Source organism: uncultured Acinetobacter sp., assembly GCF_947626835.1.
Lineage (GTDB): Bacteria > Pseudomonadota > Gammaproteobacteria > Pseudomonadales > Moraxellaceae > Acinetobacter.
Genome location: NZ_CANQTS010000017.1, coordinates 19,192 through 44,886 on the forward strand (window position 1 = coordinate 19,192; position 25,695 = coordinate 44,886).

A 25,695-nucleotide genomic window follows, 5' to 3' on the forward strand; every position below is an offset into this window, starting at 1 on the left:
CGCGTGCTGCTTGATATCTCGCTCAACTCCAAAAAACTTTTCAATTTTTGCTTGTGCTGATACTCATCGTTTTAGACGTGACACACAAAAAGGTGCGACCCACGACATGGCTTGAACGAGAATAAAACCACAGAACAATGCCCCCGCTGACAACGGTTTGACATTACTCAAAATCAAAATGAATCCTACGATCACAATCGCAAACTTACCCATTAAGCCCCTAAACATGTTCACATAAACCTGTTGCGAAGCTCGAGCACCTGCTGTACGAAACGACTGCCACGTAAAGTAGCAGCTTGCTAACCAACAGACGAGTGCACCAAGTGCAGCGCTGATGGCAGCCGTCGTATCCTTCACCACCCAAGCCAAAAGACCTGAGACTGGAATCATTAATGCTTGTAGGAAGACCAAAGCTTTCGCTAATCGTCGGTCAATCAAGCGACTAGTTCGGCTCATTTATTTATCCACTCACAGCATAAATGCTTGACAAGTTTAACTGGTGATCGTTTTTTATCGCAGGCATTATAGAGTTAGCCCCCTCAACATGCAATCGTTTAACGACCTTAGTCGCGTTTTTTTGTCGCTTTGTAATCCACTTGTAACATTACAAAATTGATTATTTTTTAAGTTAATTCCGAGCACTTAGTAAACAGTTGTGAGTTTTGTCAGCTAAACCTTGCCAAGCTTGAATAAAATCTTGTTCATGTGCCATGCTTTCATCTACTTCAGCAAAAACAATTTTGCCAAGCTTTTGGTACTGACTCTTACTGGCATGCCCTTCAGCCAATAAACACATTTGACGATATGGACGGTTGTCATTGAGATATTTAATCTGTGCCGCTGTTGCCCCTACATGCGGATCATCAGTTAAAGCACCAGCAAATTTAAGATTTAAAGCACGTTCTAAGTATTGATAAGCATCGTGATAAGCCCAATAGCTTTTATCGCTACTGCTTCGGCTATATTTTTGTGCAGTCATTAACATATTGTGCGCAAACTGCTTAGCATTGTTCCAATACAGCTCACGTTTTTCAGGCATTTGCTGCGAACGTAATGCAGCAATAAAAAAGCCAATACGCACTGCATTATTTGGATCAAGCCAGACATGCGTATCGACACTATTTTTAATGGCTACCCCACGGGTACTACGCAACGGTAAAGTTTGTAAAATTCCTGAATCCAATAAAGCCACTGCTTTTTTGTCTTGACCCAATAAGCGCTCAAGCGGCGCTTCATGCGCCTGACCTAACCATAGCACCAAATCAGCATCTTGAATGAGCTTACGATGTTTGGGAGTTAAGCTGACATCATGTCCTGTTTGATCGGCCAACAATAAGGTCGGTGTTTCCACGCCTTTGGTGATTTCCTTGGCAATCAAGTAAATAGGTTGTGTAGAGACCACAAGACCTTGTGCCCACGCTAAACTTGTGAACAAAGCCAGTGATATAAATGCAATGAAACGGGACATGAGGAGAGATCGCTAGATTTTTAACTGCTGTTATAATATAACAATAGAACAAAAATACCTATGCGTAATCGAAAGTCTAAGCGCTTCGTGCTAAAATTTAATGTCCACTTTTCTTGACTCTCCGAACTGAGGTTTGCGCATGAGCTTATGTTCGCATGAACACCATAATGTTTTGCACGGCGTCCACGATCATCACAATGTGGCAGCGCGTTTAGCAGAAGCAGAAAGTCTCTGTGCTACAACGGGCGCGCGTTTAACCCCTTTACGTAAAGAAGTCTTAGAACTGATTTTAAATGCCACAGGTCCTATGGGTGCCTATGATTTATTGGCCAAAATTAAAGGTCAATCCGATCGCCCTGCGGCGCCACCTACCGTGTATCGGACTTTAGACTTTTTATTAGAAAAAGGTTTGATTCACCGCTTAACCTCTATTAATGCTTATATTCCTTGTTGTCATCCACGTGAAGGTCATCAAGCCGCATTTTTAATTTGTACCGAATGTAAAATAGTCAAAGAAGCCTCAGCCCAAACCTTGTTACAACAGCTTAAAACTTTGGCCGATGATGATGGCTTTACCCCGCATCACAGCATTATTGAAATTTCAGGTATTTGCCAACAGTGTCAAACGCTATGAATCCGCCTTTAATTGAGTTACGTGACATTGGCGTGCGCATTGATCAACGCGATATTTTAAAACATGTTGACTTTAGTTTGCATCAACAAGAGATCGTGACTTTAATTGGTCCGAATGGCGCGGGTAAATCGACTTTAATTAAGGTCTTACTTGGGATTATTAAAGCGCAAAGCGGACAAGTGTTAACCCAAAAAAAATTAAAGTTCTCCTATGTGCCACAAAAATTTAATCCTTCACATAGTTTACCGCTACGTGTGTGTGATTTATTGGCACTTGAAAAATGTGATGCCAGCATTAAAGCCGAAGTGATTCGCGATACCGGCATTGCCAAATTGGATCAATTAAAAGTTCAGCAACTCTCAGGTGGTGAACGGCAACGTGTGTTAATTGCTCGTGCTTTATTGCGTCAGCCCGATATTTTAGTACTTGATGAACCGATGCAAGGCTTAGACATTCAATCTGAAGCTGAACTTTATACCTATGTGAGTAGCTTGCCGGCGAAATATGGCTGTGCGGTACTGATGGTGTCGCATGATTTACAGTGGGTTATGCAAGGCACACATCGCGTGGTGTGTTTGAATAAGCATATCTGTTGCAGTGGCTCACCGGCCAACGTACAGCAGCATCCAGAATACCAAGCGATCTTTGGTAGTAATCGGGTCTTTTATCAACATCATCACGACCACTGTGCGCATGGCGATACAGCAACCCCGTGTCAACATGATCCACGCCCGCATATTCACCCAGAACCGGAAGTTTAATACATGATGGATTGGTTACAGCTGTTACTGCCGGCATGGATCATGGGAACCTTATTGGTGTTTTTGACCGCACCATTAGGCTGTTTAATGCTTTGGCGTCGTATGTCATTTTTTGCTGACACCATGGCACATGGCACTTTATTGGGTGTTGCGATTGCAGGTGCTCTAAGTTTACCACTTTGGTTTGGAGTCGGTTTTATTGCCCTACTTCTGGTGGGCATTCTTTGGGTATTGCATGACCCACGCCTACCTAATGATGCTTTATTGGCATTGTGTTCTGCGACCTTACTGTGTTCAGGTTTACTGTTTATTCAGCATATCCCAAGTTTAAGACCTGAACTACTAAGCTATTTATTTGGTGACTTGCTGCAAATTGCATGGTCAGACTTACCTGTTTTTGCTTTGGTAATTGCCACTGCCTTAGTGATTCTTTATAAATATTGGCATGCACAAATCCAAGTTGCGATTGACCCTGATATTGCCATCAGTGAAGGCATTAACGCCAAATGGCAACGCTTAGTCTTTATGTTGCTGTTGGCATTGTTTACCGTATTGGCGCTTAAAGCTGTTGGTTCATTACTCATGGGCGCTTTATTGGTGATTCCAGCGTTGACCGCACGCTTATTGGCACATTCTCCTAAACAAATGTTGATATGGGCATTTGTGGTGGCACAACTTGGCGTGAGTGTGGGTTTATGGTCAAGTGCTGGTTTAAATATCTCTAGCGGTTTAAGCATTGTCATGACCATGTCTTTGCTATTTGCTGTGATCTTTAGTCTACAAAAGCTGCGTAAGACAGCCTAAAAGCACTCCCCTGCCCTACCATATCCCACCAAAAAGTCACCTCAAAAGTGCATTTAGCTCCTCACCTACACTGTTGTAAGCCAATACTTACAACAGTTGTGGCGTATGCTGCATATCACTTACCTATCGAGTGGATTATCCTTATTACATAGGAACAGGAAGTTCCAGAACATAAAAAAACAATCATAAGTTCTTGCATCAGGAACGTGATGTACAACAGGAGTTATACCTAAAATACCGCATACAGAACAGCTCGACAGGATGTCGGGCTGTTCTTTTATTGATGTACCAAACTTAATAACAAAGCTGCACCAGCAAATAAGGTTGCAAAGCTACGGTTCATGATTTTTTGCTGACTTGGAGAACGTAATAAACGTAGCACTTTAGCTGCTAAACCTGTGTAACCTGCCATGACCATCAAATCAATCGTAATCATGGTCAATGCCATAATTAAATATTGCGGCAACTGTGGACGAGATAAATCTAAAAACTGCGGAAGTACTGCCAATAAAAAAACAATAGCTTTGGGATTACTCATATTGACCAAGAAGCCGCTCAACACCAATTTAGCCGCAGATTTTGTAGGCTGTTCTTGCTGAATCTGAATACTTTGCACCGGTGCACGCCATTGCAGATAAGCCAAATACAATAAATAGCCCACGCCAAACCATTTAATGGCTAAAAATGCCCACGGACTGGTGGCAAACAACACCCCTGCGCCAGCTGCCACAATGCCAATTTGTACCAACAAAGCCAATTGTAAACCTAAAGCATTCCAGTAACCCCGACGAAAGCCATAATTGAGTCCGCTTGACATAGAAGCAATTGCACCTGCACCTGGCGATACACTAATGACCCAACATGCCACCATAAAGCCCAGCCAAAGTTGATAAGACATCACGCATACTCAAAACACAATCAAAGGCTATTATAGAATGTTTATTCTGGTCTAGCAGAGGCAAAGCTGAGTTAAATGTTCACTCTCCCCTATGCAGTACAGAGTGCCTCGGGCACAATAGTCCACAGCCAAATAGCAAGAATATATTAAGGAGCTAAGCATGACCGCTCAATCTGTCATTTTGCCATTACCTTCTGACCATGCACGTTTTATTGTGCTACGCCTAAAAGACTTAGAAGTTGAACGACTCAAACAACAGCTTGAAGCATTATTCAGTACACGCGACCGTTTAATCACCCAACATCCACATGCTCAAATCAAAACAGCAGTGGCATTTGGTCCAGAACTTTGGCAACAGCTCTACAGCCAAAGTCCTCAAGGTTTTAAACAACTTGAAGCTATTCATGGCTCCTTTGACATGCCCGTACACCCAGCCGATGTGTTGATTCATATTGCCGCGCAGCGTACCGATATTTGCTTTGCCTTAAGCCAAGCCTTTTTTGAGGGCATTCAAGATCAAGTTGAAGTATTAGATGAGCGCGTTTGCTTCCGTAATTTTGATGGTCGTGACTTAACTGGCTTTATTGATGGCACAGAAAACCCACAATTTCCTGATGATCGTGCCGAAACCGCATTGTTAAGTGAAGACGCAGGGATTTTTGCCGATGGTTCTTTTATATTTGCACAGCGTTATGCACACAATTTAGATAAATGGAAAAAACTCAAAGTAGATGCCCAAGAACAAGTCATCGGGCGTACTAAATTAGAAAGTATTGAGCTGCCTGATGACGTTAAACCGAACAATGCACATACCGCACGTGCCATTGTAGAAGATGAAACAGGCGAAGAACTGGCCATTTTGCGTCACTCCTTACCATATGGTGATGGTCGCGGTGATCAAGGTTTATTCTTTATTGCCTATACCCGTGACCTTACTATTATTGACCATATGCTATTGCAAATGTTTGGTACTAGTGGTGATGGTATTCATGACCGTTTACTGCATTTTGTGACCCCAATGGATGGCGCGTATTATTTTGCCCCAAGTGAAGAGTTACTTGAACAAATACTGGAAACTGCATAAAAAAAGGCGCTTAAAGCGCCTTTTTTATTTAAAACGTCACACGCTTATAAGGGCGATACTGCGGCGTCCAAAAATTCTTTTCAATGGCTGCTGTTAACGCTTCATCACTCATTAAAGGTGCAACACCATCTGCCATGGCTGCTTGTGCCACTTTAAAGGCAATGAAACGAGAAACCTGCTGAATTTGGTCAAGTTCTGGTAACAAATCAGCACTAATGTCCTGTAGTTTTGGTGAGCATTCTGCCAAAGCAATACTTGATGCCATGAGCATAGCGTGAGTAACACGGCGCGCACCGATCGCAATGACTCCTAAACCAATACCGGGGAAAATATACGAGTTGTTACACTGCGAGATATTGTAAATTTTGCCTTGATAATTCACCGGTGCAAATGGACTTCCCGTCGCAATTAAAGCACGACCTTCTGTCCATGCAATCACATCACTTGGTGCTGCTTCTACCCGTGATGTTGGGTTAGACAATGGCAATACAATAGGATGCTCACAGTGGCTTGCCATGGTCTTAATAATTTCTTCAGTAAATAAACCCGGCTGACCCGACACCCCAATGAGTACTGTCGGTTTGGCATGTTGCACCACATCAAGTAATGAAATCATGTCTGCGCTGTTGGTCCAATCTTGAACCTTTACAGCATCTTGAGCTAAAGGACGCTGAAAATCGACCAAGTTAGGCTGATTATTGGTAATTAAGCCAAAACGGTCCACCATAAAAATACGAGCGCGTGCTTCTAGATCACTTAAACCTTCAGCCACCATTTGCGCCACAATTTGTTCAGCAATGCCACAACCTGCTGAACCTGCACCTAAAAATGCCACCACTTGATCTTTAAGTTGCTTACCTGCGGCACGACTTGCTGCAATCAAGCTGCCCACAACCACGGCTGCTGTGCCTTGAATATCATCGTTAAAACAGCAAATTTGATCACGATATTTATTGAGCAATGGCATGGCATTTTTTTGTGCAAAGTCTTCAAATTGCAGCAGTGCATCAGGCCAACGACGTTGAATCGCAGCAATCACTTCATCCACAAAGTCATAGTATTCATCGCCACTAATACGCGGTTGTGCCAAGCCCATATAGATAGGGTCATTGAGTAACTGTGGGTTATTAGTCCCTACATCTAAGGTAATCGGTAAGGTATACGCTGGGCTAATGCCACCACACGCGGTATATAAAGACAATTTCCCAATTGGAATGCCCATGCCGCCAATGCCTTGATCACCTAAACCTAAAATACGCTCACCATCAGTAATCACAATCACTTTGACATTTTTTTTGGTGACGTTATGCAAAATCTCGTCAATATGACCGCGGTCAGCATGAGAAATAAAGACACCGCGATGACGACGATAAATATCAGAAAAACGCTGACATGCCTCACCCACCGTTGGGGTATAAATAATCGGCATCATTTCAGTTAAGTGATTTTCGATTAAGTGATAAAACAAGGTTTCGTTGGTGTCTTGAATATTACGTAAATAGATATGACGGTTAATGTCATCAGTAAAGGCACAGTATTGCTGATAAGAGCGTTGGCTTTGCTCTTCGATCGTTTCAATTGCATGTGGAATAAGACCATGCAAATTAAAGTGGCTACGCTCTTCTGCACTAAAGGCTGAACCTTTGTTTAATAAAGGCAATTCAAGCAAATTATTGCCTGCATAAGGAAGATATAAAGGTTTATTAAAATCGTCTACGGTCATGCCTAAGCTCGTTATTTTCACTACAATGATGGACGTGCAACCATTGCACTTTGACTATCCTGTGCTTTGAGCTTAACCCTATTTTGCAACAATTGTATATTTAGTAAATTGATAGCAATATCAAATTAATTTTTGTAGATAATAGTGCTAAAAGGGTGCATTTTTTTTGTTTTAGCTGTGTATAAAAAACCTGAAAAGCATTGTCACTGCTGCCATCAAAAGCCAGTACAGTCCGTTAGCCACGATTAGCCTGCTCTTAGGTTATAGGTGAAATATATTACATTTTTCAGCTTCGTTTAAAGGCTTATTTTTACAGGCAAGTACTCAGATGGCTAAAAAGTACTGCACTTTTTGAAAAAAAATATCGTACATTATTTATTCACAACAAATGCCTTCACCTAAACAGTGCGAAATTTGCTATATTTGCCGTTTTTCTGCGACATTTATTTTCGACTGAATATGAACACGGCAATCCAAGCAGCGCTCGATCATGCAGTGCAAACCCTTCAAGCTGAAGGTGTACTCCCATCCGACTTTAATAATAACGGTAACTTAACGCGTACGAAAGACCGCACTCACGGTGACTTTGCGTCTAATATCGCCATGATCGCGTCGAAAGCTGCGGGTATGAAGCCTCGAGATTTAGCGGAAAAGATTTTAGCAGCACTCCCTGAAGTGGCTGATATCAGTAAAGCTGAAATCGCAGGTCCGGGATTTATTAACTTCTTCTTAAATGCCGACCAACGTTTTGCTGTGCTTGATGCCATTCAAGCTCAAGCTGCACAATATGGTCGTACTCAAGTTAATGCGCAAAAACGTATCCAAGTTGAATTTGTATCTGCTAACCCAACCTCTAGCCTACACGTAGGTCATGGTCGTGGTGCAGCATACGGCATGACAGTGGCTAACTTGTTAGAAGCAACCGGTGCAAGCGTTGACCGTGAATATTATGTCAATGACGCTGGTCGTCAGATGGACATTTTAGCCACTTCAACTTACCTACGTTATTTAGAGTTAACAGGTCAGGAACTTGTTTTCCCTAAAAATGCCTATCAAGGCGACTACGTAAAACACATCGCACAAAGCATTATCGATCAAGATGGCGATGCTCATGTTCGTCCTGTAGCGGATGTGTATAAAGATGTGCCTGAGGATGTGCAATATGCTGACGAATTAGATGCAGATGGCAATAAAGTGGTGCTATCAGGTGATAAAGAAAAACACATTGATGGTTTAATCTTTAACTCACAAAACTTAATTGGCGAAGGGTATCGTGTTTTCCATCAAGCAGCGTTAAAAGCCATTCTTGATGACATTAAAGACGATCTTGGCGAATTTGGTGTCACTTTTAATCAATGGTTTAGCGAAGCCTCTTTAACCACGAAAATTGAAGAAGCATTACAAACGCTTGATCAACGTGGTTTCTTGTATGAAAAAGATGGCAATATTTGGTTTAAATCAACCGAATTTGGTGATGAAAAAGACCGTGTTGTCAAACGTCGTAATGGTCAAACCACTTATTTTGCCTCTGACATTGCTTACCATTTAGATAAATTACAACGTGGCTATACTGATGTAGTTGATATTTGGGGTTCTGACCACCATGGCTATATTGCGCGGGTAAAAGCAGCTATTGATGCTTTAGGTTATGACTCGAAAAAATTGACTGTACTGTTAGTACAGTTTGTCAGCTTATGGCGCGGTGGCGAGATGGTTCAAATGTCATCTCGTTCAGGTCAGTTCGTGACTTTACGCGACCTACGTAAAGAAGTCGGCAACGACGCTGCACGTTTTTACTACGTAATGCGTAAATCAGAACAACACATTGACTTTGACTTAGACCTAGCGGTTTCACAAAGCAAAGACAACGCGGTGTACTACATTCAATATGCCCATGCACGTATTTGCCGTATGTTAGAAAAAGCCGCCACATTAAATGTAAACTTTGATGTAGCCACTGCACGTGCTTTAGCCGCTAAACTTGAGTTAGATGCGGAAACTGAAATTTTAGCTAAACTTGCCGCTTATCCTGAAATTGTGGTACGTGCTGCAAACAGCTATGAACCACACCAAGTAGGTAACTACTTAAAAGAGTTAGCTGCGTTATTCCACGGTTGGTATAACGAAAACAAAGTCTTAGGTGATGATGCTGAGCTGACTCAAGCACGTTTGTTGTTGTCTGTAAATGTGCAGCAAGTGCTACGTAACGGTTTAGAGTTACTTGGCGTATCTGCACCACAAAGTATGTAATATAGATTTGCCTTTGAGGCAAATTTTAAAGTTTTACATCACGATGTAAACGATTGTTATGACATCGTGAAATCAAGGGCTTAAGGTTTGACTTTAGGCCCTTGAATCGTTACAAGTGGTTATCAACTCGATCTGCTTACAAAAGGAAATCTACGTGTTTGGAAAAACGCAACGCGGTGTATCTGAACGACCGAATCGGCAAAAAAAACCACTCATCCCAACATGGTTATGGATGTTAGTGGTCATTTTAATTCTGCTGTGTTTTGCTGTCGCATTGATGTTGTGGAAACCGTGGTCACCTGTACAGACCAAACCTCAAGTCACCACCGAATATAATCAAGAAGACACCAACAAAGATTACCGTTTTTATGAACTGTTGCCACAGCAACAAGTCACCCCAATTCCAGATCAAGCTGTGCCTGAAACGCAAAGCAGCAGCAAAGTTGTGATTGTAGAGGCACCCGAAGCACCTGCATCTGAGGCAACCGCTAATCAAGCTGGCTTAATCAGCGCTGAAGAAGCCAAAAGCAGTTATATTTTACAAGTGCGCAGCTATAACGACCCCGATCAGGCTGATACACGCCGCGCTGAAATTATCTTAAATGGTTTATCGGCTGATATTTTAGAAATCCAAGAAAATGGCGAAACATGGTATCGGGTGATCTCAGGACCATATGACTCTCAAGATGCGGCAATTAATGCTCAACAAACTCTACAACATAGCGGCATTGACTCAATTGTGGTTAAGCGCTAAAACTTAAGCGACCTAAAGGTCGCTTTTTTATCTATCTTGTTGTAAAGCTTGATCTTTGGCATAAGCACGTTGATAGGCAGGTCGGGCTTCAATACGCTGTACGTAGGCTTGAATATTGCCATATTGAGCCCCAAAACGTGTTGCCACTGCTTGTAAGCCAAAACTCATTTGAATATCAGCAAAAGAAAACTCACCAGCAAAATAAGCCTGCTGAGTTAAATAATCTTCTAAATATTCTAAATGCTCTTTTAAACGTGCGCTGAGTAAATTTTGCTTCACCCCTGTAAGCATCTTATCTACAGTATGTTGTAAAGCTTTCGGCAGCTTTTTGGGTGCCTCATTCATGGCAAAGGTCATTAATAACAATGGCATAAGTGAGCCTTCGGCATAATGCATCCAGTAACGATAGGCGAGTGCTGGTGTTGGCTGTTGCGGCTTAAATTGCTCGTCTACATCATAATATTGTTGTAGATATTCTAAAATTGCAGCAGATTCGGCAATTGTATATTCACCATCGGTGAGTATCGGTGCTTTACCTAAAGGGTGAATATTTTTAAGTTGGGCAGGTGCGGCAAAATTACTGAGGCGTTGATAAAATTTAACCTCGTAATCCAGTTGTAATTCTTCTAAAGCCCATAGAATCCGTAATGAGCGTGATTGTTCTAAGTGGTGTAAGCAGATCATCTCAACATTCCAGTTATGGTCTTACATAAAATATAACGAGCTTTGCTTAAGAAAATCTGCCTCAGTTACATAAAGGCTATGAGATCGCGCATAGCCTTAACAGTCTCATTTACTGGCACGCATCCGTTCAGGTAATACAGGCGCTTCTAGACGTGGGCCTTCATAGGCCGGAATACTGCCAAAACGTGAATGACCTTCAACCCACTGTTGACGTGCTTCGGCCAGCTCTTCTTGGGTACGACCAACAAAATTCCACCATAATAAAATTGGCGACTCAAACGGCACGCCACCTAATAACAAGACACGACTATTGGCAGCTAAATCCAGCTTAAGTTCAGTTAAGCCTGGTTCAGCAAATAAGAAGTTATCATCATTAAGTTCATGCCCATGAATACTTGCTTCACCCTCTAACACCATAAATCCGTACTCAAAGCGTGGATTAAGGCTTAAAGTGCTACTTGTGGCAGCTTTTGATGTTAAATCTACGCCTAACAATTCGCTGTGTACTTTTACCGGCGATGTGGTATATAAGAAATCCCCCACCAACACCGTAAATTCAATACCATCTTTCATCACCACAGGCAATTCTGGGTAATGATCAAAACGTGGTGCAATATTACGTTTATCATCCGGCAATGCAATCCACAACTGAGCTGCGTGCATTTGGGTTTCATGGTCTGGTGCCACTTCGGTATGCGAAATACCATAACCTGCGGTCATCAAATTGACTTGTTTTGGACGAATCAGTTGTTTTGAGCCAACGCTATCATCATGCAACATGGTGCCATCAATCATCCAAGTAAAGGTTTGCAAACCAATATGCGGATGTGGCCCAACGTCTAAACCATCGCCTTGTGGGAAATGTACTGGCCCTGCATGATCTAAGAAACACCATGCGCCAATCATACGTTTTTCGCGGCTGGGTAAAGCGCGTTTAATCACTGTGCCCTGCCCAATTTCAGCACGGCGTAAGGTAAACGTTTGAATAAATTGATTTACATATTTTGCGCAATCATCAGAATGCGAAATTTCGGTATAGCTGTTATTGGTCATGACACATCCTAAATGTTGCTGTGACTAGATTCTAATTCCTGTAAGGCTACGAAGCCATATATGATTTGATACGCTAAATCCTATGGGTAGGACAAGCCTATTTTTATTTGGTAACAAAAAAGAGTCTTATAAGGCTCTAAAAATTATCTTCATCAAATCGATCTTGGTCGATTTTGTAAATGTGAAAACTCCGCTCAATTTGCACACCTAAACCAAATTCAATCATGAGTGATGTTAGTAAGTTTCCATTAACTAAAACTATATCTGAATTTTTAGCGGTTTCTCTGGCTCCACTACTAAAATCAGATGTTGTAATGAAAACACCTTTCTTAGCCTTTTTATCTGTCAAAGCCCCTAAAAATTTATGAATTTCTGGTCTATGAACAGTTTGCTCCCAACGTTTGGCTTGAATGTAAATTTTATCGAGTCCTAAACGATCTTCACTGATTACACCATCAATACCACCATCGTTGGTTTTACCAATAGCTTGTGCAGCATCTTGATGTGAACCGCCGTATCCCATTGCCACAAGAAGATCAACCACTAATCTTTCAAAGAATGAAGGCGTTTTTTCCTTCACCATATTCAATAAATCACTTTTTAAATTTGTTAGTAATAATTCAGTCGTGTTTTGAATAGTTTCTTCTGGAGTTTGTGTCTCAAGATACTCTCTATGATGATCATTATTCATTGGTACTTTTAAATCATTTTCATCGCTTTGCTTACCCCCAAATTTAAAATCATTAAATCCATCAAACTGAGATAAGAAATTATTTGTGATTGCATTCAAGTTGTCCAAATCAATAGTCTTACCTAAGCTACTAATTTCACAATATGCTCTTTTAGGTTGCGTAATTAATCCCGCTTTCACTAGATAAGTTTTCGCCCAAGCGACACGATCTTTAAAAATGTTTTTCCCACTCGGTAATGCTTTTTGGAGACCTTCTTCAGGGAGCTTTGATCTTTTAGCTAAAATTACAGCTGCATCTGAAATTTTAATTGGCTCATTTAGCCCGGACAACAATTTCATTAAAGGCAACATTAACTGATCATAAGTAGGTAGTGACATATCATTCTTAATAAAGTCTTCTTTTGATTAATTATAAGCGTAAAAAAGGACGCCTAAGCGTCCTTTTTTACTGAATAATTTCCGTCAGGAAATTATTCCCATTCAATTGTTGCAGGTGGTTTACTTGAAACGTCATATACCACACGAGAAACATCAGCAATTTCGTTCATGATACGTGTCGAGATTTTATCTACAAGATCATACGGAAGATGCGCAAAACGTGCCGTCATAAAGTCTACTGTTTCAACAGCACGAAGTGCAATCACCCATGCATAACGACGACCATCACCGACAACACCCACCGATTTAACAGGTTGGAATACCGCGAATGCTTGTGCAGTTTTATCGTACCAACCGCTTGCGCGAAGTTCTTGCATAAAGATGTCATCTGCTAAACGTAAAATGTCAGCATATTCTTTTTTCACTTCACCCAAAATACGTACACCTAGACCCGGACCTGGGAATGGGTGGCGATACAGCATTTCAAATGGTAGACCTAAAGTTGTACCTAAACGGCGCACTTCGTCTTTAAACAAGTCACGGATTGGTTCAACCAATTCAAAGGCTAAATCTTCTGGTAAACCACCCACGTTGTGGTGTGATTTAATCACATGCGCTTTACCATTTTTGGTTGCGGCAGATTCGATCACGTCTGGGTAAATCGTACCTTGTGCAAGGAAGTTTACGCCGTCTAACTTACGTGCTTCTTCAGCAAAAACTTCAATGAATTCACGACCAATGATTTTACGTTTTTTCTCAGGATCAACTTCACCTGCAAGTGCAGATAAGAAACGCTCTTCAGCATCAGCACGAATCACACGGATACCCATGTTTTTGGCAAACATGTCCATCACTTGCTCGCCTTCGTTCAAACGCAATAAACCGTTATCTACGAATACGCAAGTCAATTGATCGCCAATTGCACGATGAAGCAATGCAGCCACAACAGATGAATCAACACCACCTGAAAGACCTAATAATACTTTTTGATCACCAATTTGCGCGCGAAGTTGTTCAACACGTAAATCAATAATGTTTTCAGAGTTCCAAAGCGCACGACAGCCACAGATTTTGTGCACAAAGTTAGACAGTAACTCAGCACCTTTAGCCGTGTGTGTAACTTCTGGGTGGAACTGAATGCCGTAGAAACGACGTGCTTCGTCAGATACCATCGCAAATGGGCAGCTTGGTGTGCTTGCAGTCACTTGGAAGCCTGTCGGAATGGCAGTCACTTTATCGCCATGACTCATCCATACTTTGAGCTTGTCGGCAGAATCTTCAAGATCACCAATCAATTGGTCACGTACTTGAATATCAACTTCTGCATAACCAAATTCATGTACATCACCTGGCTCAACTTTACCGCCAAGCTGATGCGACATGGTTTGTAGACCGTAGCAAATACCAAGAACAGGAACACCTAGCTCAAACACAACTTGCGGTGCGCGTGGGCTACCATCAACGTAAACGCTTTCAGGGCCACCTGAAAGAATAATACCGTTTGGATTAAAAGCACGAATGTCTTCTTCAGACATATCAAACGCATACATTTCTGAATAAACGCCAGCTTCACGTACACGACGTGCGATAAGCTGACTATATTGAGAACCGAAGTCCAAAATCAGGATACGATCTTCAGTAATTTGGGTATTGGTAGTCATGGCAAACAACTATGCAGGCAACGAATATAAGCGCGCTATTCTAGCATTTTTCCAACGATTAGACACACTATTCAGATTAGGTGAAAAACTAAACTGGATATTTTTATCCAGTTTAGGGCTAGATCTTAGGACAAATTGAATTTTTTGCTGCTTATTTCAGCCGCTCAATTTTAATTACTTCAATATCAGTAGGCTTAGAACGATGCGTGTCCACTTCTCCCATTACTCTAATACGGTCACCTGCTTTTAGCTGCATCGGTTGCCACAAGTCATCATCTATATCCAACATAATGCTGCCTGTTGCATCTTTAAACTCAAACTCCTCGCCTGCTACATGACGTACGATACTGCCAGTTAATGAGACACCTGTTTCATCTTTTAGTGTTTTAGCTTTGGCGACGGTGACTGAGTTTTTAGCCGCTTCTTTGAGTAAAGCTTGGTCTGTTTTTGCAAATACCATTGGGCTTGCAGCAAGTGCCATAGCCACCGTTAGCGCTGTGATTATTTTTTTCATGCTTACCTCTATTGTTTATATTTTGGTCATTTTATTGTAAAGAGCCAATCCATATATATTGTAATTTTTGGTGGTATTTGCGCATTGCTTGAACGTGTGATTGAGAAGTTAAAGCCAAGGCAAATTATTGCTTTTAACTGCTGACTTTCAGCTTTTAGACTGTTAGCATTTGCGCAAACTTTCGCTTGTTGCTGCCCATGGAATTGCTCGATTTTATTTTACATGTCGATGATCATTTGCTCGAATTCATCACCAATTATGGGATATGGATTTATGGCATTTTATTCTTAATTATTTTTGTCGAAACAGGTTTAGTGGTCATGCCATTCTTACCGGGCGACAGTTTATTGTTTGCAGCAGGTGCTCTTGCGGCATCTACAGGGGCGATGAATCCTTGGGTGCTGATTCCATTACTGTTTGTGGCAGCGGTTTTGGGGGATACTTTAAATTATCATATTGGTAAATATATTGGCCCACGTGTATTTGAAATCGAATCACGTTTTATTAATAAAAAACATTTATACGCTACGCAAAAATTCTTTGATAAACATGGTGGAAAAACCATTATTTTTGCGCGTTTTGTACCGTTTGCACGTACCTTTGCACCCTTTGTAGCAGGTGCTGGCAGCATGAATTATAAGTATTTTTTAACCTATAACGTGGTGGGTGCTGCCATTTGGATTAGCTCATTTGTGATTTTAGGCTATGTCTTTGGTAACTTACCGATTGTAAAAGATAACTTCACTTACTTAATTTTTGGCATCATTATTTTAAGTGTATTACCCGGGGTGATTGGTTTTATCCGTCAAAAATTCTTTAATAAAAATTTAGCTTAAAGTAAGCCAATTAAAACAGGCAAGACACATACCACCAGCAATACTGCCGATCCTTTATATAAGCGATCGGCATTTTTTTGGCTATTGTCAGGATTGAGTAATGCCCGTCCAAAACACATCCAAAAAAAAGCAGTCGGAATTAAAATAATACTAAAAAAACTAAATACGCGCAGTGCAATAGAGGGATGCTCCCAAGTTTGCATGGGAAAAATACCCGCGGCAAACAGTAAAGCTTTAGGGTTTTTTAAGGTGGCAAAAAATAACTGATATAACTTAATTGCGGGATGAGTTTGGCTATGCTTTTCCAAATGTTTGGCTTGCCATAAATAAAATGCCCAGATGAGGGTATATAAGCTACTTCCAATATGTGCAATCAAATTAATTTTCGGCCAAATGGGCTGCATTAAATGAATAAATAAAGCCCATAAACCAATCGCATAAGCATAGCCTGCCAACTGTATAGGCACGTACAAACTGGTTTTGGCAATGCCTTGCTGATGCGCACAACTGGCCAACAAAGCATTGGTTGGCCCCGGAATCATCAGCACAGCAAATACTGCAACAAGAAAAAACCAATTCTCTAGCATGCTTTATCCTTAAATTGATCTAGAGCATTCAAATCCTTATGAATGCCAAGTCTTATTATTTTTGTGGTTGACGAATCAACAATGGGCAGTTTTTAAATTTTGCCGCTTGCGCAATCGCTTCTTGCTGACCCAATAAACGTGCCTCTTCTGTACGTTTGGTATTGCTTGATTGTCCCATATTGACTGAGATATTAGGTGCTAGCCCCCAACCGCCACGGCTGCCCCAACCACCACCTAAACCAATACCCACACCCATACCCGTACGTTTAGGTGTTTCTACACCATTGGCAATATAGTCAGCAATGCGGTTATATTCACTTTGCAATTGTGAGCAGGTCAGTGCTTGATATTGGGTAGGTGAAACGTAAATTGGTTTGACCGCAGAAGAACATGCACTAAGCCACATTGTAGTCAGCACGAGCATGCCAAGTGTTAATTTTTTCATACCCATCTCAAGATTAAATATCGTTCAAGCTATTGAACAATGATTAGCCAATTGCCGTCAATTGGGTTTATTTTATTGACCGAGCTTTTATTCAATATGCTAGTGAGGATTTAAGCCATAAAAGTTTTAAAATACAGGCTTAATCATCACTAAACCAATTAAGGATAGCAGCGCTACTACCGCAAGCATCATACCAGCACGGCGTTGGGTTAATAACAACTGAGGATCTTGTTTAAAAGCTTTGCTTAAAGAAGACAGCATCACAAAAAACAGCACCACTTTGGCATAAAACCATGGCTCAACCGCAAAATCCTTTAAATACAAAGCTACTAAACCGGTGATCACAACAAAAGTGACCGAAAAATGCTGTAAGCCGACCAACAATTTACGTGCTACAGGATTAGGCTGTTCGCCCTGTACACCAACCAATAAAGTTGCAGCACGTGCAAACACCACCAAAATCAGTAGGCTTGCCAGACTCATATGTACAATTTTAATGATTAATTGAGTATCCATACATCACCTTAAGTTTTGGGTGCATGAGCACATTCAGGGCTTGATGTATCTTGACCTTGCCACTCATCTGCCACAAAAGCGTGAATCGCTAAAGCATGGATATTCCCAGGACTGAGTAAATCTCCCACTGCTGCATAAATTTTTTGATGACGCTGTACTAAACGTAAACTTGCAAATACATCACTAACAATCACAACTTTAAAATGTGATTCTTTGCCTGGATAATAGCCACCGTGTCCTGAGGATTCATTCACGACTTGTAAATAGCTAGGTTGCAGCGTGTTTAAGCGCTCACGTAATTGCTGTTCTAACATGATGTAAACCTTTATTTAAATTCAATTTAAGTATAGCGTGCTTCGCTAAAAAGCTATAGTGACGGGTTTTTTAAGCCTATTTAAGTCAAAAATTTAAAAAAATCGGCCAAATTGCTTTAATTTTATGCAATCAAACTGATCAATCATAAAAAGTAGTTGACCTAAATTTTTCCTTCTGTATTATACGTAGCCATGCGGGAATAGCTCAGTTGGTAGAGCATAACCTTGCCAAGGTTGGGGTCGGGAGTTCGAGTCTCCTTTCCCGCTCAAAATTTTTTGATTTAGTTTTTTATTTAAAAAACCGAATAGACTCCGCGGGAATAGCTCAGTTGGTAGAGCATAACCTTGCCAAGGTTGGGGTCGGGAGTTCGAGTCTCCTTTCCCGCTCCAAATTTTTTTTGATTTAGTTTTTTATTTAAAAAACCGAATAGACTCCGCGGGAATAGCTCAGTTGGTAGAGCATAACCTTGCCAAGGTTGGGGTCGGGAGTTCGAGTCTCCTTTCCCGCTCCAAATTCGAAAAAACCCTGAATTTTTATTCAGGGTTTTTTTCGTCTGTATGCAGAATAAGCAATCAAATAAATGCGGCGTTTAAATGAAAATGACCAAGATATAGAGCGATTTGGACGCATCTGTTTGATTTTAGCCATAACTTTGCACTTTTTTTGCTATTTTTCGCATTTTTTATGCATTTTAATTCCCAAAACAGGCGTCATAATCGGCACAGTCTTTGCTCTGCCCCTTTTCAAATTGTAATGCGCTGTGTATAACAATGACCTTTAGGGAAAATCAATAAGCATAGTCAAAACACATCTAAAAGCGTTAGACTATGCCCCATAATCAATGTAATGCAATGTCCTTGATGGACAAACAAGAAGGTGAAGGTTGATGCCGCTCAATACAGTTGAAGAGCTTGTAGCAGATATCCGTGCAGGAAAAATGGTTATCCTTATAGATGACGAAGACCGTGAGAATGAAGGTGATCTTGTGATTGCTGCCACCCACGTACGTCCTGAGGACATCAACTTTATGATCACGCATGCGCGTGGCCTTGTTTGTTTGACCTTAAGTAAGGAACGTTGTCAGCAGCTGAACTTACCACTGATGGTAGATGCCAACGGTGCCCAACACGGCACGAATTTTACCCTGTCAATTGAAGCGGCAAATGGCATCTCTACCGGCATTTCACCGGCTGAACGTGCGCATACCATTCAAACTGCAGTAGCAGCACATGCTAAACCAAGCGACATTGTGCAACCGGGACATATCTTCCCACTCATGGCACAGCCAGGTGGTGTATTGCACCGTGCCGGTCACACCGAAGCCGGTTGTGATTTATCGCGTTTAGCAGGTTTAGAACCCGCTTCTGTGATTTGTGAAATTATTAATGAAGATGGCACTATGGCGCGCCGCCCCGATTTAGAAGTGTTTGCAGAAAAGCATGGTCTTAAAATTGGTACGATTGCCGATTTAATTCATTATCGTATGACCAATGAGCAAACTGTTGAACGTATTGATCAGCAAAAATTAGACACCGAATACGGCACTTTTGACTTATATCGCTACCGTGAACTTGGTAATCCTGATATTCATTTAGCTTTGGTCAAAGGCGAGCCTGCCGAAGGTGTAACCACTGTACGTGTACATGGTTTTAGCCCCGCGCGTGACTTATTAAAACTCAACAAACAAGATGGCGAGCCGGCTTGGAATTTAGATAAAGCACTAAAAACCATTGCCAATAGTGAACGTGGTGTATTAGTGTGGATTGGTCAGCGCCATTTACAAGATTTAGGACCTGCCTTAGACAGTTTAATCGCCCCCAAAAGCGTTAAATCTAATGCAGCCTTGTCACAGCAATACCAAACCATTGGTGTGGGTGCACAAATCTTACGTGATTTAGGCGTAGAGAAAATGAAACTGTTAAGTTCACCATTACGTTTTAATGCGCTTTCAGGTTTTAACTTAGAAGTGGTGGAATACATCACCGCAAATCAAACATCTTAAGAAATTATCGAGGTTATTATGGCTGTTCGCCGTATTGAAGGTATGCTGCATCTTGCAAATGAAGACCGTTATGCGATTTTAGTGGGTCGTTTTAACAGTTTTGTGGTCGAACATTTACTAGAAGGTGCAATTGATACATTGAAACGTCATGGTGTATCAGAGGATAATATCACTGTTGTTCATGCACCCGGCGCTTGGGAACTTCCAGTTGTGGCAAAAAAACTTGCTGCAACCAATAAGTTTGATGCAATCATTGCTCTTGGCGCGGTAATTCGTGGTAGCACACCTCACTTTGACTTTGTTGCTGGTGAATGTGCCAAAGGTTTAGGCGTTGTTGGTCTAGATACCGGTTTACCCGTAATTAATGGTGTTTTAACTACGGACAGTATCGAACAAGCGATTGAACGCTCTGGTACGAAAGCAGGCAACAAAGGTAGCGAAGCTGCCTTAACTGCTATTGAAATGGTTAACTTGTTAAAGGCTATTTAACGCTATGTCGCAAACACTTCAAGCAACTTATGCAGCAAAACGTAAAGCACGTCGCTTTGCTGTACAAGGTATTTATGAATGGCAAATGAGCCACAACCCTGTGCATGAAATTGAAGCACGCACACGTGCCGACAATGCTATGCATAAAGTGGACCTTGGCTACTATCATGAATTGTTGACTCAAGTGGTTGCAAACTCAGCATCTCTTGATGAGTTATTAATCCCTGTGTTGGATCGCGAATTAACTGCCTTAGATGGCGTTGAACTTGCGACACTTCGTTTAGGCGCATATGAACTTCAAGAACATCTTGAAATTCCATATCGCGTGGTTTTAGACGAAGCGATTGAGCTTGCTAAACATTTTGGCGGTGCCGATAGCCACAAATACATCAATGGTGTATTAGATCGCTTAGCAACGACTTTACGTGCAGCAGAAAAGCAACAAGCCAACTAATTGGTGTGTTGTCATGGCTGAGTTTTCCATTATCGAAACCTACTTTAATCGACAGAATAAAAATGCTGTCGATTTAGGTGTGGGTGATGACTCAGCCGTGCTTACCCCACCCCACGGTCAACAATTGGTGATTTGTGCCGATACCTCAGTGGCAGGTCGTCATTTTCCGATCAACACCCATCCTCACTCCATTGGTTGGAAATCAGTTGCGGTAAATTTATCTGATATTGCTGCAATGGGTGCCAAACCGCATAGTATTTTATTGGCCCTGAGCCTACCCCAAATTGATCATGCTTGGCTTAGCGACTTTAGCCAAGGTTTATATGATTGTTGCGATCAATTTGGGGTGAGTTTAATTGGTGGCGACACCACGCAAAGCCCACACTTAACTATTACCGTCACTGCTCTTGGCTGGATTGAACAAGGTCAAGCAGTACAACGCTCTGGTGCAAAGCCGGGCGATTATATTTGTGTCAGTGGCACCGTCGGCGACGCTGCTTATGGACTGGCGCATTTAGGTCATCCTCTACAACAGCGTCTTGATTATCCAACCCCACGTTGCGAACTAGGCTTAGCCTTAAAAGGCTTAGCATCGAGCATGATTGATGTGTCAGATGGCCTAGCCCAAGATCTAGGGCATATTTTAAAAGCCTCTCAAGTTGGCGCTTCAATTGAGCTGAATGATTTACCTTTGAGTGAAACTTTGCGTTATTTACAGCATGAACAGCGTTATCAATACGCCTTGGCTGGCGGTGATGACTATGAGTTATGTTTTACCATTAGCCCCGAGCACTATGTAAAATTAAAACAAAGAAATTTAACAACGAATTATCGTAAAATTGGTGTAGTACAATCTAAACTTGGGCTAGAATTTACCCAAAATGGATTAGCTTACTCTCTCGATTTTCACGGATATCAACATTTTGCCTAAAAAACCGATTCAATTTAGCCATATGTCACCTTTTGAGCGCTGCATTGTGTTTTGTGGAGTAGGTTTTGGCTCAGGCTTAATGCCTAAAGCACCGGGGACATTTGGTTCTGCCTTTGCGTTGATATTTATTCCTATTTGGCTTGCATTTGGCTTTATAAACACTATATTAGCTGTCGTCCTCATGTCTTTGATTGGAATTTATATTTGCGGAAAGACAGCTCAAATCATGCAGGTACATGATGATGGGCGCATTGTCTGGGATGAGTTTGCAGGACAATCTATTGCTTTTTTACCTCTCATTTACTTAGAGCAAATGAGTCTATTCTGGATACTGATTGGTTTTGTGCTATTCCGAATTTTTGATATTTGGAAACCGTGGCCAATCAATGTTGTCGACCGCCAAGTCAGTGGGGGCGTTGGCATCATGCTCGACGATATTATCGCGGGTATTTGGGCAGCATTTTGTATCTGGGCATACTTACATTTTACAATGACATAGATCATTAAGTAGGATTTTTCATGTCTACGACTGTTATTATCTTAGCTGCCGGTAAAGGTACGCGCATGCGTTCTAGCTTACCGAAAGTATTACAACCACTTGCAGGACGTCCTTTACTCGGGCACGTGATTGCAACAGCAAAACAATTAAATGCCAATAATATTATTACCATTTACGGTCACGGCGGTGACTTAGTTCAAAATGCCTTCCAAACGGAACATATTGACTGGGTAGAGCAAGCACAACAGTTAGGTACAGGTCATGCAGTACAAATGACATTGCCTGTGCTTAAACAAGACGGTATGGCCTTAATTTTATCTGGTGATGTGCCTTGTGTCACTCAAGACACCCTACAACGCTTACTGGATGTTTCACAACAAACAGGCATTGGTTTAGTCACCTTGACCTTACCAGATGCTTCAGGCTATGGGCGCATTGTACGTAAAAATGGCGCAATTCAAGCCATTGTTGAGCATAAAGATGCCTCTGATGAACAACGCCAAATTCAAGAAATTAATACCGGCATTTACTGTGTCAGCAATGCTAAATTGCATGAATGGCTACCAAAATTATCCAATGACAATGCCCAAGGCGAATATTACTTAACTGATATCGTGGCGATGGCATTGGCTGATGGCATGACTGTAGCCTCAGTTGAGCCAAATTTAGCTTTTGAAGTAGAAGGCGTCAATGATCGTGTGCAATTGGCTGCGCTGGAACGAGAATTTCAAAATTTCCAAGCTAAGCAATTAATGCAACAAGGCGTACATTTAATTGACCCAAGTCGTTTTGATTTACGCGGTCATTTAACTGTGGGTCAAGATGTATGCATCGACATTAATGTGATTATTGAAGGTGATGTTACTTTAGGTGACAACGTTGAAATTGGTGCAGGTTGTGTGATTAAAAATACCACCATCGCTGCAGGCACCAAAGTGCAACCCTATAGCGTTTTTGACAATGCTGTGGTGGGTGAAAATGTCCAAATTGGGCCTTTTGCACGTTTACGCCCGGGTGCCAAATTGGCTGCCGATGTGCATATTGGTAACTTTGTAGAAGTGAAAAATTCTAGCATTGGTGTTGGTTCTAAAGCCAATCATTTCACTTATCTAGGTGATGCTGAAATTGGTTCGGGTTCAAACATTGGTGCAGGTACCATTACCTGTAACTATGATGGTGCCAACAAATTTAAAACCATTATTGGTGATGCCGCTTTTATTGGCTCCAATAGTTCATTGGTTGCACCAGTCAATATTGGTCATGGTGCAACAGTTGGTGCAGGCTCGGTGATTACCCGCGATGTTGCGAATCACAGCCTTGCTTTTGAACGTAATAAACAACTCACGAAAGAAAATTATCAACGCCCCAAAAAGGTTAAGAAATAAGAGGATATAAATATGTGTGGTATTGTTGGTGGCGTTGCAGAGCGTAGTATTACCGAAATTCTAATTGAAGGTCTAAAACGCCTTGAATACCGTGGTTATGACTCAGCAGGTTTGGCTTTAGTTAGCCAAGGTCAAGTGTTACGTGAGCGCCGTGTAGGTAAAGTGGCAAACTTAGCTGAAGCAGTGAAACAATCAAAAATTACCGGTTCATTGGGGATTGCACACACACGTTGGGCAACTCATGGTAAGCCGACTGAAAATAATGCCCATCCGCATGTATCAGGTGATGTAGCCGTAGTACATAACGGGATTATTGAAAACTACGAAGAACTCAAAGCCAACTTACAAGCATTGGGCTATATCTTCACTTCACAAACAGACACAGAGGTGGTTGCACACTTGGTGGCTGAAGCACTCAAGAAAACACCGAGCCTATTAGAAGCGGTAAAATTGGTGGTGCCACAGCTTAAAGGTGCTTATGCTCTTGGCATCGTACACACCGCGCATCCTGATGAACTGATCACGGTACGTGAAGGTTCACCGTTGGTGATTGGTGTCGGGATTGGCGAGAACTTTATTAGTTCAGATCAATTGGCATTACTGCCAATTACCAATCGTTTCATTTACCTAGAAGAAGGTGATATTGCACGCTTAACCCGTAATACCATTGAGGTATTTGTCGATGGTAATGCAGTTGAACGTCCAATCAAAGAGTTAGATGCCACGGTCAGCAATGCGTCTAAAGGTGAATATAAGCATTACATGCTCAAAGAAATTTATGAGCAACCTGAAGCGATTCAACAAACCATTGCACAAGCTTTAGATGGCAATGCCCTACGTAGTGATTTCTTAAAAGAAGCTGTGGCTGATTTTGAAAATATTCAGCAAGTGCAAATCATTGCCTGTGGTACCAGTTACCATGCCGGTATGATTGCAAAATATTGGTTTGAGCAAATTATTGATCTGCCTTGCCAAGTGGAAATCGCAAGTGAATTCCGCTATCGCTTACCAGTTGTAGTAGGTAACACTTTGTATCTGTGCATTTCACAATCAGGTGAAACAGCAGATACTTTAGCGGCCCTTCGTGATACACAAAAACGTGCTGCTGCAAAACAATTAAACATCACTACCATGGCCATTTGTAACGTGGCAACCTCATCTATGGTGCGTGAAACCCACCACAGTTTACTTACTCTTGCAGGTCCTGAAATTGGTGTGGCATCAACCAAAGCGTTTACCACTCAGCTTGCCGCCCTCATGCTTTTGGTGTTAAAAATTGGTCAAGTGAAGCAAAGCATCACTGCCGATAAAATTGCTGAAATTAGCGCTGAACTTTGGCATACACCAAAAGTGATTCTAGATACTTTGCAAAATGACACTTCGATTTTGCGTTTATCTGAATTGTTTGTTGAAAAACAACACTGCCTATTCTTAGGTCGTGGTACACAATTCCCGATTGCTCTAGAGGGTGCATTAAAGCTTAAAGAAATTTCTTATATTCACGCAGAAGGCTATGCAGCGGGTGAACTGAAACATGGTCCATTGGCTTTAGTGGACAACGAGATGCCTGTGGTGATTTTAGCTCCACAAGATGACATGTTGGATAAACTCAAATCCAATATGGAAGAAGTACAAGCACGTGGTGGTGAACTGTTTGTCTTTGCCGATGAAAACAGTGGTATTGGCTGTAAAGACCGTCAACATGTGGTGCTTGTACCAAGTATTAGCGCAATTCTTGCGCCAATCGTGTATAGCGTACCTGTGCAATTATTGTCGTATCATGTTGCAGTATTACGTGGTACCGACGTTGATCAGCCGCGTAACTTGGCAAAATCAGTAACTGTCGAATAAACAAAACTTAAATAAAAAGGGCACTTGT

27 protein-coding genes and 3 tRNA genes are annotated in these 25,695 nt (G+C 41.6%); 17 read left to right on the top strand and 13 right to left on the bottom strand.

What is annotated here, in order from left to right:
- Positions 1-63: 63 nt before the first annotated feature.
- Together Q0Z55_RS08090 and Q0Z55_RS08095 are read right to left on the bottom strand one after the other, a co-directional pair.
- Positions 64-456 (bottom strand): ATP synthase subunit I, encoded by a 393-nt coding sequence (locus Q0Z55_RS08090; protein WP_104989260.1) that lies wholly within the window; start codon positions 454-456, stop codon positions 64-66.
- Between the two features lie 172 nt (positions 457-628).
- Positions 629-1,468, bottom strand: coding sequence for a zinc ABC transporter substrate-binding protein (locus tag Q0Z55_RS08095; RefSeq protein ID WP_297426809.1), 840 nt, complete (start codon positions 1,466-1,468; stop codon positions 629-631).
- Positions 1,469-1,607: 139 nt separating this feature from the next.
- Between Q0Z55_RS08095 and Q0Z55_RS08100 the strand changes: the two genes are divergently transcribed.
- Genes Q0Z55_RS08100 through znuB form a run of 3 tightly spaced genes read left to right on the top strand, consistent with a single transcriptional unit; the run spans position 1,608 to position 3,667 of the window.
- Positions 1,608-2,102, top strand: coding sequence for a transcriptional repressor (locus Q0Z55_RS08100; protein WP_297426812.1), 495 nt, complete (start codon positions 1,608-1,610; stop codon positions 2,100-2,102).
- Entirely contained in the window at positions 2,078-2,863 is a 786-nt protein-coding gene (gene znuC, locus Q0Z55_RS08105; RefSeq protein WP_297426815.1) for a zinc ABC transporter ATP-binding protein ZnuC, read from the top strand. Before Q0Z55_RS08100 ends, znuC begins: the two co-directional genes overlap by 25 nt.
- 3 nt (positions 2,864-2,866) lie before the next feature.
- The gene (gene znuB / locus Q0Z55_RS08110) at positions 2,867-3,667 is read left to right on the top strand and encodes a zinc ABC transporter permease subunit ZnuB (protein WP_297426818.1); all 801 of its coding nucleotides are present in this window, start codon (positions 2,867-2,869) and stop codon (positions 3,665-3,667) included.
- A 277-nt stretch (positions 3,668-3,944) separates the two neighbouring features.
- Here the strand turns inward: znuB and Q0Z55_RS08115 are convergent, their stop codons facing one another.
- Positions 3,945-4,565: a LysE family transporter gene (locus tag Q0Z55_RS08115; RefSeq protein ID WP_297426821.1), complete on the bottom strand. Its 621-nt coding sequence runs from the start codon at positions 4,563-4,565 to the stop codon at positions 3,945-3,947.
- A gap of 160 nt (positions 4,566-4,725) precedes the next feature.
- On the opposite strand from Q0Z55_RS08115, the gene Q0Z55_RS08120 reads away from it, so the two are divergent.
- Complete coding sequence (locus Q0Z55_RS08120) at positions 4,726-5,649, top strand: Dyp-type peroxidase (protein WP_297426824.1); 924 nt, start codon at positions 4,726-4,728, stop codon at positions 5,647-5,649.
- Positions 5,650-5,677: 28 nt separating this feature from the next.
- On the opposite strand, the gene Q0Z55_RS08125 is transcribed toward Q0Z55_RS08120, so the two are convergent.
- The gene (locus Q0Z55_RS08125; protein WP_297426827.1) at positions 5,678-7,372 is read right to left on the bottom strand and encodes an NAD-dependent malic enzyme; all 1,695 of its coding nucleotides are present in this window, start codon (positions 7,370-7,372) and stop codon (positions 5,678-5,680) included.
- A gap of 459 nt (positions 7,373-7,831) precedes the next feature.
- Between Q0Z55_RS08125 and argS the strand changes: the two genes are divergently transcribed.
- Both argS and Q0Z55_RS08135 read left to right on the top strand, forming a co-directional pair.
- Positions 7,832-9,622, top strand: coding sequence for an arginine--tRNA ligase (gene argS, locus Q0Z55_RS08130; RefSeq protein WP_297426830.1), 1,791 nt, complete (start codon positions 7,832-7,834; stop codon positions 9,620-9,622).
- 154 nt (positions 9,623-9,776) lie between these two features.
- Positions 9,777-10,376, top strand: coding sequence for an SPOR domain-containing protein (locus tag Q0Z55_RS08135; RefSeq protein WP_297426833.1), 600 nt, complete (start codon positions 9,777-9,779; stop codon positions 10,374-10,376).
- Positions 10,377-10,403: 27 nt separating this feature from the next.
- On the opposite strand, the gene Q0Z55_RS08140 is transcribed toward Q0Z55_RS08135, so the two are convergent.
- The 5 genes from Q0Z55_RS08140 to Q0Z55_RS08160 all read right to left on the bottom strand — a co-directional run bounded on the left by Q0Z55_RS08140 (position 10,404) and on the right by Q0Z55_RS08160 (position 15,357).
- Positions 10,404-11,060, bottom strand: coding sequence for a glutathione S-transferase (locus Q0Z55_RS08140; protein ID WP_297426835.1), 657 nt, complete (start codon positions 11,058-11,060; stop codon positions 10,404-10,406).
- A 105-nt stretch (positions 11,061-11,165) separates the two neighbouring features.
- Positions 11,166-12,113 (bottom strand): pirin family protein, encoded by a 948-nt coding sequence (locus tag Q0Z55_RS08145; RefSeq protein WP_297426837.1) that lies wholly within the window; start codon positions 12,111-12,113, stop codon positions 11,166-11,168.
- A gap of 136 nt (positions 12,114-12,249) precedes the next feature.
- Entirely contained in the window at positions 12,250-13,182 is a 933-nt protein-coding gene (locus tag Q0Z55_RS08150; protein WP_297426840.1) for a restriction endonuclease, read from the bottom strand.
- Positions 13,183-13,274: 92 nt separating this feature from the next.
- Positions 13,275-14,843: a glutamine-hydrolyzing GMP synthase gene (guaA, locus tag Q0Z55_RS08155; RefSeq protein ID WP_297426843.1), complete on the bottom strand. Its 1,569-nt coding sequence runs from the start codon at positions 14,841-14,843 to the stop codon at positions 13,275-13,277.
- A 151-nt stretch (positions 14,844-14,994) separates the two neighbouring features.
- On the bottom strand, positions 14,995-15,357 hold the full coding sequence (locus Q0Z55_RS08160; protein ID WP_297426846.1) for a NirD/YgiW/YdeI family stress tolerance protein: 363 nt from the start codon (positions 15,355-15,357) through the stop codon (positions 14,995-14,997).
- Between the two features lie 197 nt (positions 15,358-15,554).
- Between Q0Z55_RS08160 and Q0Z55_RS08165 the strand changes: the two genes are divergently transcribed.
- Positions 15,555-16,193, top strand: coding sequence for a DedA family protein (locus tag Q0Z55_RS08165; RefSeq protein ID WP_297426849.1), 639 nt, complete (start codon positions 15,555-15,557; stop codon positions 16,191-16,193).
- Here the strand turns inward: Q0Z55_RS08165 and Q0Z55_RS08170 are convergent.
- From Q0Z55_RS08170 to Q0Z55_RS08185, 4 genes are all read right to left on the bottom strand, one after another.
- Complete coding sequence (locus Q0Z55_RS08170) at positions 16,190-16,780, bottom strand: threonine transporter RhtB (RefSeq protein ID WP_297426854.1); 591 nt, start codon at positions 16,778-16,780, stop codon at positions 16,190-16,192. The two genes, Q0Z55_RS08165 and Q0Z55_RS08170, sit on opposite strands and share 4 nt — an antisense overlap.
- 55 nt (positions 16,781-16,835) lie before the next feature.
- The gene (locus Q0Z55_RS08175) at positions 16,836-17,225 is read right to left on the bottom strand and encodes a hypothetical protein (RefSeq protein WP_297426856.1); all 390 of its coding nucleotides are present in this window, start codon (positions 17,223-17,225) and stop codon (positions 16,836-16,838) included.
- Between the two features lie 126 nt (positions 17,226-17,351).
- Positions 17,352-17,741, bottom strand: a complete 390-nt coding sequence (locus Q0Z55_RS08180; protein ID WP_297426859.1) for a SirB2 family protein — start codon at positions 17,739-17,741, stop codon at positions 17,352-17,354.
- An 8-nt stretch (positions 17,742-17,749) separates the two neighbouring features.
- Positions 17,750-18,058 carry a BolA family protein gene (locus Q0Z55_RS08185; protein WP_297426881.1) on the bottom strand — a complete coding sequence of 103 codons (309 nt, stop codon included), beginning with the start codon at positions 18,056-18,058 and terminating at the stop codon, positions 17,750-17,752.
- A 191-nt stretch (positions 18,059-18,249) separates the two neighbouring features.
- Between Q0Z55_RS08185 and Q0Z55_RS08190 the strand changes: the two genes are divergently transcribed.
- The 10 genes from Q0Z55_RS08190 to glmS all read left to right on the top strand — a co-directional run bounded on the left by Q0Z55_RS08190 (position 18,250) and on the right by glmS (position 25,667).
- Positions 18,250-18,322 (top strand) — tRNA-Gly (locus Q0Z55_RS08190).
- 47 nt (positions 18,323-18,369) lie between these two features.
- Positions 18,370-18,445 (top strand) — tRNA-Gly (locus tag Q0Z55_RS08195).
- 46 nt (positions 18,446-18,491) lie between these two features.
- A tRNA-Gly gene (locus tag Q0Z55_RS08200) sits at positions 18,492-18,567 on the top strand.
- A gap of 375 nt (positions 18,568-18,942) precedes the next feature.
- The gene (gene ribBA, locus Q0Z55_RS08205; protein WP_297426862.1) at positions 18,943-20,058 is read left to right on the top strand and encodes a bifunctional 3,4-dihydroxy-2-butanone-4-phosphate synthase/GTP cyclohydrolase II; all 1,116 of its coding nucleotides are present in this window, start codon (positions 18,943-18,945) and stop codon (positions 20,056-20,058) included.
- A gap of 18 nt (positions 20,059-20,076) precedes the next feature.
- Entirely contained in the window at positions 20,077-20,547 is a 471-nt protein-coding gene (gene ribE, locus Q0Z55_RS08210) for a 6,7-dimethyl-8-ribityllumazine synthase (protein ID WP_122900914.1), read from the top strand.
- A 4-nt stretch (positions 20,548-20,551) separates the two neighbouring features.
- Positions 20,552-21,001 carry a transcription antitermination factor NusB gene (nusB, locus tag Q0Z55_RS08215; protein ID WP_297426867.1) on the top strand — a complete coding sequence of 150 codons (450 nt, stop codon included), beginning with the start codon at positions 20,552-20,554 and terminating at the stop codon, positions 20,999-21,001.
- 13 nt (positions 21,002-21,014) lie between these two features.
- Entirely contained in the window at positions 21,015-21,932 is a 918-nt protein-coding gene (thiL, locus tag Q0Z55_RS08220; RefSeq protein ID WP_297426870.1) for a thiamine-phosphate kinase, read from the top strand.
- A gap of 22 nt (positions 21,933-21,954) precedes the next feature.
- On the top strand, positions 21,955-22,431 hold the full coding sequence (locus tag Q0Z55_RS08225) for a phosphatidylglycerophosphatase A (protein WP_297426883.1): 477 nt from the start codon (positions 21,955-21,957) through the stop codon (positions 22,429-22,431).
- A 20-nt stretch (positions 22,432-22,451) separates the two neighbouring features.
- Complete coding sequence (gene glmU / locus Q0Z55_RS08230) at positions 22,452-23,816, top strand: bifunctional UDP-N-acetylglucosamine diphosphorylase/glucosamine-1-phosphate N-acetyltransferase GlmU (protein WP_297426873.1); 1,365 nt, start codon at positions 22,452-22,454, stop codon at positions 23,814-23,816.
- A 12-nt stretch (positions 23,817-23,828) separates the two neighbouring features.
- A complete protein-coding gene (gene glmS / locus Q0Z55_RS08235) occupies positions 23,829-25,667 on the top strand; it encodes a glutamine--fructose-6-phosphate transaminase (isomerizing) (protein ID WP_297426875.1) in 1,839 nt (612 codons plus the stop codon).
- Positions 25,668-25,695 lie beyond the last annotated feature (28 nt).